Source organism: Pseudoalteromonas sp. S1612 (assembly GCF_005887175.1).
GTDB classification, from domain to species: domain Bacteria; phylum Pseudomonadota; class Gammaproteobacteria; order Enterobacterales; family Alteromonadaceae; genus Pseudoalteromonas; species Pseudoalteromonas undina.
This window is the reverse complement of sequence record NZ_PNDH01000069.1, coordinates 21,641-28,159: the sequence shown is the minus strand read 5'-3', so window position 1 is coordinate 28,159 and position 6,519 is coordinate 21,641. Positions and strand designations below refer to the sequence as shown.

Below are 6,519 nucleotides of genomic sequence, written 5' to 3'. Positions count from 1 at the left end.
ATTCTGTTGGTCACTCAGTTTCAATTGAGACTCTAAATTTGTTTGCCTCACTTAGCAAACTAAGCTTGGCTGTTAGAACTCAATCTGTACGAGTGCCCACACAGATGATTGCTTTATATTGTTAAAGAACGTTGCGACGTTGTCGCTAGGGATGCGTATAATACATCCTTTATTTTTCGAGTCAACACTTAATTTTAAACTTTCTTACGATGATTTAAACTCAAGTTTTATTTAACTCTCTGAGTAGTTCGTGCCTCGCTATGCGTTGGCGTTCCCCGTCTCAGTGGGGTCGCATTATAGGGAGAACAGATTTTTACGCAAGTACTTTTTTAAAGAAAAACTAAAAAAACACACTGTTCGGTTAGTATCTGAGCGAAAGCAGGTGAAACTGGTAGTTTTATAATCAATATAGGCTTTGCTGGCACTAAAATAAGCGCTACTGTTACACTAATACTCTTAATATGTTTAATTTAAAGGTGCATATATGGCAATACGTTCTTATAAAGGAATCACTCCTGCGTTTAATGAATCTGTTTATGTAGACGAGTCGTCTGTATTAGTCGGTGATATCACTATAGGTGATGATAGCAGTGTATGGCCGTTAGTTGCTGCCCGCGGTGATGTTAACCATATTCGTATTGGTCAACGTACTAATATACAAGATGGCAGCGTTTTACACTTATCAAGAGCAACAAAGAATAATCCAGACGGCTACCCACTTATTATTGGTGATGATGTAACCGTTGGTCATAAGGTAATGCTGCATGGCTGCGTATTAGGTAATCGTATACTTGTGGGTATGGGCGCTATTATTATGGATAATGTGATTGTAGAAGATGAGGTAATTATTGGTGGCGGTGCTTTAGTACCCCCTAATAAGCGTTTAGAATCTGGTTTTTTATATGTAGGTAGCCCAGCAAAACAAGCTCGCCCATTAACAGAGCAAGAGCTGAGCTTTTTAAAAGTGTCTGCTGATAATTACGTGCAGCTTAAAGATGAATACTTAGCTGAAGATGCTAGTTAATTTAACTAACTAAACTCACTTCTATTTGACCTGCCGAGTTATAGCATTCATCTTCGATAAGCTGCTCGGCACGTTCTTCATAATCAAAACGGTATTGCTCAAAATAACGCGTTGCATGACTCTCATCGGCTAAATTTAAACTACTGACAGCAATCACACACTCAACTAGCATGCCATTTACTTGTGCAAAAAAAACTAATTGATGAGTTGGCTCTCTAAATTCGAGTCGATCTATAAACTGTATTGCTTGATTCATTTAAGCACTCCCTGCTTTAGTGCAGTAATAACAGGAACAATCTCAGGCATTTTATTTCGCCATACATAATAAGCTTGTGCGGCTTGGCCTACTAGCATACCACTGCCATCTAATAGCTTAGCTGCTTTATTGTGTTCGCTGACCCAATTCATGAATAGCGTATTTTGCGTGGCGTAAAACATATCATAAGCCATTTCACATGTGCTTAAGTGCTTTTCGCTTAACGCAGGTAATTCGTTATTCATGCTGCTCGAGGTTGAGTTAATAACTAAATGATAATCAGTAAAAGGAAGGTCGTCAAAACCATATCCCGAAACATTGCCATGCCCAGTAAAGAGCTTTGCCAATATTTGGGCTTTGTGTACTGTGCGATTAACAATAACTATCTCTGCAGGATGTTGCTCTAGTAAAGGTAAGATCACTCCTCGAGCAGCGCCACCCGCACCAATGATCAACAGGCGTTTACCTGTTATCGTTATTTTATTGGTCAGTAAGTCGTTAACAAAACCAGTGCCATCAGTGTTATCACCGAGTAAACTGCCATCATCGCGCTTTTTAAGGGTGTTCACTGCGCCTGCCAGTTTAGCAACTGGGGTGAGTTCATCGGCTAAAGCAAAAGCCTGCTCTTTAAAAGGAACAGTGACATTGGCGCCTTTTCCTCCTTGCTCAAAAAAAGCAGCGACTGTTTTTTCAAATCCATCGATAGGTGCTAATATTGCGCGATAGTCGATTTGCTCTCCCAATGATTTTGCAAACTGCTGATGAATAATGGGAGATTTTGAATGTTTGATTGGATTTCCAAAAACCGCATATTTGTCCATTTTAAACAACCTCTTCGCAGTTTTAGTACTGCCTATTAACGATGATAAACTTATGATTAAAAGACTCTTTTCAAGATCAAAGCCGTCTACAACTACGCAAGCACCTACGCCAGATAAAACCCCGTATGAAATCATTGGTGGAGAAGCCCCCACGCGTGCAATTGCTAATAGATTCTACGATATAATGGCCAGTGATGAATACGCTAAACCGTTATATGATATGCATCCTCAACCATTAGACAGAATTCGCCAAGTATTTTTTGAGTTTTTATCCGGTTGGCTTGGTGGGCCTGACCTATTTGTAGAAAAATACGGCCACCCGATGCTGCGTAAACGCCATATGCCGTTCCCTATTGATCAAGACTTACGTGATCAGTGGATGTATTGCATGAATAAGACCTTAGATATAGAAATAGATAACCCTGTGTTACGCGAAGGCTTACGTCAATCACTGGCTCAGCTTGCCAGCCATATGATTAACCAGCATTAACCTACCTCGTTCTTTAATTGGGGATTATTTGCGCTAAGTCAAAATCCGCTTTTCTAAAATATAGATAATACCCTATCAAATAATTAGAAAAGCGTGGCGCGTGTGAAATCAATCCAACATAAAATTTATGCTTTATTAGCTCTAACTGGCGTTATTGTATTAATAGCCAGTATTTTTAGTAGTGCTAGCCAACAGCGCACGCTCGCCCAGGATACGGTGGCAGAAAACATTAAGCTGCTTGCCGATAATTATTTTGATTCAATAAACACCATGATGCTAACCGGTACTATGGCTAATCGAGAATTATTGAGCCAAAAGCTACGCAAACACCCTAATATAGAAGATGCTCATATTATTCGCTCCGATATAGTTAATAATCTGTATGGTGCCGGAAATAAAAACCAAACAGCAAGTAATAACAACGAACGCGAAGCACTAAAGGGTAAAGAAAGCTTATTTATAGAGCAAAACACCGATAGCCGCAGTATGACCTACCTTCGCCCTATGTATGCTAGCTCTGATTATAAAGGTACTAACTGTTTAGGCTGCCACCAAGCGCAAGAAGGCGATGTACTAGGCGTGGTAAAAATTAGTTATTCCTTAGCTGATATTGATAATGAGGTAACTTACAACACCTTAGTAACCACCAGCCTACTTTCTACTATTTTTATTATTGCCTTTGTGCTGCTAGGTATAGTGTTTAGAAAAATATTTATAGTGCGCCTTAAAAAGCTCGGCCATGCAATGCACTTAGCCACTACCAATAAAGATTTAACCTTACGCATTGAAGATAACGCCGAAGATGAACTCGGCTGGCTTGCCACTAGCTTTAACCAAATGATTGCTACGTTTAAAGATAATATTGCTCAGGTATCTCACTCTTCAAAAGTACTTATTCATTCAGCAGAGAAAATTTATACCTCGGCCGATACCACTGAGCGCGCTATTTTAGAACAAAAGAAAAGTACCGATTCGGTGGCCGCAGCAATTAATGAACTAGAATGCTCATCCAATGAAGTAAGAAACACCACTCATTTTGCTCAAGAAAAATCTGAGAACAGTAATGAACTAGCACAACAAAGCATGCAGGTTGCTGAGCAAACCGAACTCAGTATCAATCAGTTAGCAGAAGATGTACGCCAAGCGGCAGATCAAGTGAGACAACTACAAGAGCAAACGCTTGAAGTGGGAAAAGTACTTGAGGTGATCAGCAGTATCGCCGAGCAAACAAATTTATTAGCGCTTAATGCTGCCATTGAAGCTGCCCGTGCAGGTGAAGCTGGCCGAGGCTTTGCCGTTGTTGCTGATGAAGTACGTACTTTAGCAACTCGAACTCATGCATCTACCGATGAAATACGTCGCACAATTGATAAGCTGCAGTCAGAAGCCGCGCAAACCGTTAAAACCATGGGGGAGTCCTGTGCAGAGGCAGACGAAAGAGCGCAACAAGTACAGCAAGTTGCACAAGCTTTAAAAGATATTTCAGGGCAAATGAATGAAATAAATGAGCTCAATATACAAATAGCCGATGCAACAGAGCAACAAAACCAAGCTGCTGAAGAAATAAATATAAGTGTTGTTGGTATTAGCGATAACGCCGAGCAATCATTAGTGGATGCCGATGAAAATCAAAAAGTCAGTGAAGAGTTACTCAATTTAGCTCGTTCGTTAGATGAGCAGGTACGCAGTTTTAAACTTAAACAATAATTTTAAAAGCCAGTCAATAAGTAGCTTATTGACTGGCATATCATTCTTAGCCCAGTGCTAACCAATCTCGAGGCTTTAAGAAATCTTTATATAGTAATGCCTCTGCGCTGTCTTCGGCTGGGGTATAGTTATACTCCCAACGGGCTAAAGGTGGCATCGACATTAAAATAGATTCCGTACGGCCACCGCTTTGTAAACCAAACAATGTGCCACGGTCCCAGACTAAATTAAACTCAACATAACGACCACGGCGGTATAATTGGAAGTCGCGCTGCTGCTCGGTGTACTCATCGTTTTTACGACGTTCAATAATAGGAACGTAAGCATCTAAAAAGCCATTACCCACCGATTGCATAAATGCAAAGCTTTGCTCAAAACCTAACTCATTTAAATCGTCAAAAAATAAGCCGCCTACGCCGCGGGTTTCATCACGATGTTTTAAATAAAAGTATTCGTCACACCATTTTTTATATTTTGGATAAACATCATCGCCAAATGGCTGACACACATCGTGCGCAACTTGGTGCCAATGCACTACATCTTCAAGTACAGGGTAAAACGGGGTTAAATCAAAACCACCACCAAACCACCAAATCGGTTCTTCACCTTCTTTTTCGGCAATAAAAAAGCGTACATTGGCATGGCTTGTTGGTATATGTGGGTTTTTAGGATGAATCACTAACGATACACCACACGCATGAAAACTACGTCCTGCAAGTTCAGGTCTATGTGCAGTCGCAGAGCCCGGCATAGAGGCACCAAATACATGAGAGTAATTAACTCCGCCTTGCTCAATCACATTACCATTGGTGATAACGCGAGTACGACCACCGCCGCCCTCTTCTCGCTGCCAGCTATCTTCAACAAATTGTGCTTTCCCATCTGCTGCTTCTAAGCCTTGGCAAATGGTATCTTGCAAAGCCATAAAGTAGGCTTTTACTTGTTTTAATAATTCGCTTTGCATAGTTAACCTCTGAATATATTGCCTGTTGTGGCATCTTTAATGGTGCTAGGTTGTGTATTACCACCTAATGGTTCATCAACATAAAAACTAACCTGCTCTGCAAACTGCTGCTGCGCCTCAACAATACTTGTTACCGTTGCTTGACCAGTTAAATTTGCACTTGTTGATACCAATGGTTTACCAAACTCTTGGCATAAACGTTTAACTGTAGGATGGTTAGTTACTCTCACTGCAATAGTATCAAATTGCCCTGTTAACCACTTCGGCGTGGTTTTAGCTGCAGGCATAACCCAAGTAATAGCACCAGGCCAACTTGAAAAAATATCAGCGCGTTTTTCCATGGGCAACTTAGCGTCATCCACGTACTTTAATAATTGCCCGTAATTGTCAGCAATTAAAATAAGCCCTTTTTCAACTGGGCGTTGTTTAATATCAAGTAAACGTTCCACCGCCTGTTGATTGTCAGGATCGCAACCTAAGCCATAAACAGCTTCAGTTGGGTATAAAATAACATCGCCTTGTTCTAAGCTTGTTATTGCAGCAGATAAAGAAGAAAGGTCAGACAAAATTGTCTCCAGAGATATTTATGTTATTCAGTGGCAGCAAACTTATGCATACAGCTTTTTTGTGGGCATTGTAACACAACACCACTCGCGGCTTTTTTCTCAGTAACAACTGGCCAGTCACATACAGGACACGCTTGAGCTACAGGTTTATGATTAAGCGTATATTTACAGCTTGGGTAACAGTCGCAGGAATAGAATACTTTACCAAACTTATTACTGCGTGAAACTAAATGCCCTTTTTTACATTTAGGGCAACTAATCACAGGCTCTTCACTTGGCGTATCGTCATGCTCACTGGCAATATAGTGGCATTCAGGATAACCCGTACAACCAATAAACATACCGTAGCGACCATTTTTCACCACCAGCGGCTTGCTGCACTCTGGACACTCGCTGTCCTCAAGTACTTTTATTTCATTGCTATCATGATGGGCAAGCGGGCGAATAAAATCGCACTTGGGGTAACTAGCGCAGCCTAAAAAAGGCCCCGACTTACTATTACGAATCACAAGTTCTGAACCACATTGCGGGCATATCTCATATTCTTTTTCTAGGGCGTGTTTATTGGCCGAGAAAAGTGAATGATCGATTTTACTCATGTAAATCCTAGTGGTTGGTGAATTTTCGCCTAATATACCCAAAACCCTTAAAGATACAAGCTATGGCGGTCGGTTTGTTAACGCTGAAAATA

The 6,519-nt window shown here is 40.8% G+C and carries 8 protein-coding genes; 3 read left to right on the top strand and 5 right to left on the bottom strand.

Annotated features, from left to right (window positions below; translation table 11 throughout):
* The first annotated feature begins 484 nt into the window (after positions 1–484).
* Positions 485–1,024, top strand: a complete 540-nt coding sequence (locus CWB78_RS17875) for a gamma carbonic anhydrase family protein (protein ID WP_010392775.1) — start codon at positions 485–487, stop codon at positions 1,022–1,024.
* A gap of 1 nt (position 1,025) precedes the next feature.
* Here CWB78_RS17875 and CWB78_RS17870 read toward each other — a convergent pair whose 3' ends face one another.
* Together CWB78_RS17870 and aroE are read right to left on the bottom strand one after the other, a co-directional pair.
* Positions 1,026–1,280, bottom strand: coding sequence for a DUF1488 family protein (locus tag CWB78_RS17870; RefSeq protein ID WP_008467093.1), 255 nt, complete (start codon positions 1,278–1,280; stop codon positions 1,026–1,028).
* Positions 1,277–2,101: a shikimate dehydrogenase gene (gene aroE, locus CWB78_RS17865; RefSeq protein ID WP_138596768.1), complete on the bottom strand. Its 825-nt coding sequence runs from the start codon at positions 2,099–2,101 to the stop codon at positions 1,277–1,279. The genes CWB78_RS17870 and aroE overlap by 4 nt, the downstream gene beginning before the upstream one ends.
* A 52-nt stretch (positions 2,102–2,153) precedes the next feature.
* Between aroE and CWB78_RS17860 the strand changes: the two genes are divergently transcribed.
* Positions 2,154–2,591: a group II truncated hemoglobin gene (locus CWB78_RS17860; protein ID WP_138596766.1), complete on the top strand. Its 438-nt coding sequence runs from the start codon at positions 2,154–2,156 to the stop codon at positions 2,589–2,591.
* Between the two features lie 102 nt (positions 2,592–2,693).
* A complete protein-coding gene (locus CWB78_RS17855; RefSeq protein ID WP_138596764.1) occupies positions 2,694–4,298 on the top strand; it encodes a methyl-accepting chemotaxis protein in 1,605 nt (534 codons plus the stop codon).
* A 46-nt stretch (positions 4,299–4,344) separates the two neighbouring features.
* On the opposite strand, the gene hemF is transcribed toward CWB78_RS17855, so the two are convergent.
* From hemF to CWB78_RS17840, 3 genes are read right to left on the bottom strand one after another with little or no spacing between them, the layout of a single operon-like run.
* Positions 4,345–5,262, bottom strand: a complete 918-nt coding sequence (hemF, locus tag CWB78_RS17850; RefSeq protein WP_010392766.1) for an oxygen-dependent coproporphyrinogen oxidase — start codon at positions 5,260–5,262, stop codon at positions 4,345–4,347.
* A gap of 2 nt (positions 5,263–5,264) precedes the next feature.
* On the bottom strand, positions 5,265–5,828 hold the full coding sequence (gene tsaC, locus CWB78_RS17845; protein WP_138596762.1) for an L-threonylcarbamoyladenylate synthase type 1 TsaC: 564 nt from the start codon (positions 5,826–5,828) through the stop codon (positions 5,265–5,267).
* A gap of 23 nt (positions 5,829–5,851) precedes the next feature.
* The gene (locus CWB78_RS17840; protein WP_075169465.1) at positions 5,852–6,427 is read right to left on the bottom strand and encodes a DNA topoisomerase family protein; all 576 of its coding nucleotides are present in this window, start codon (positions 6,425–6,427) and stop codon (positions 5,852–5,854) included.
* Between the last annotated feature and the right edge of the window lie 92 nt (positions 6,428–6,519).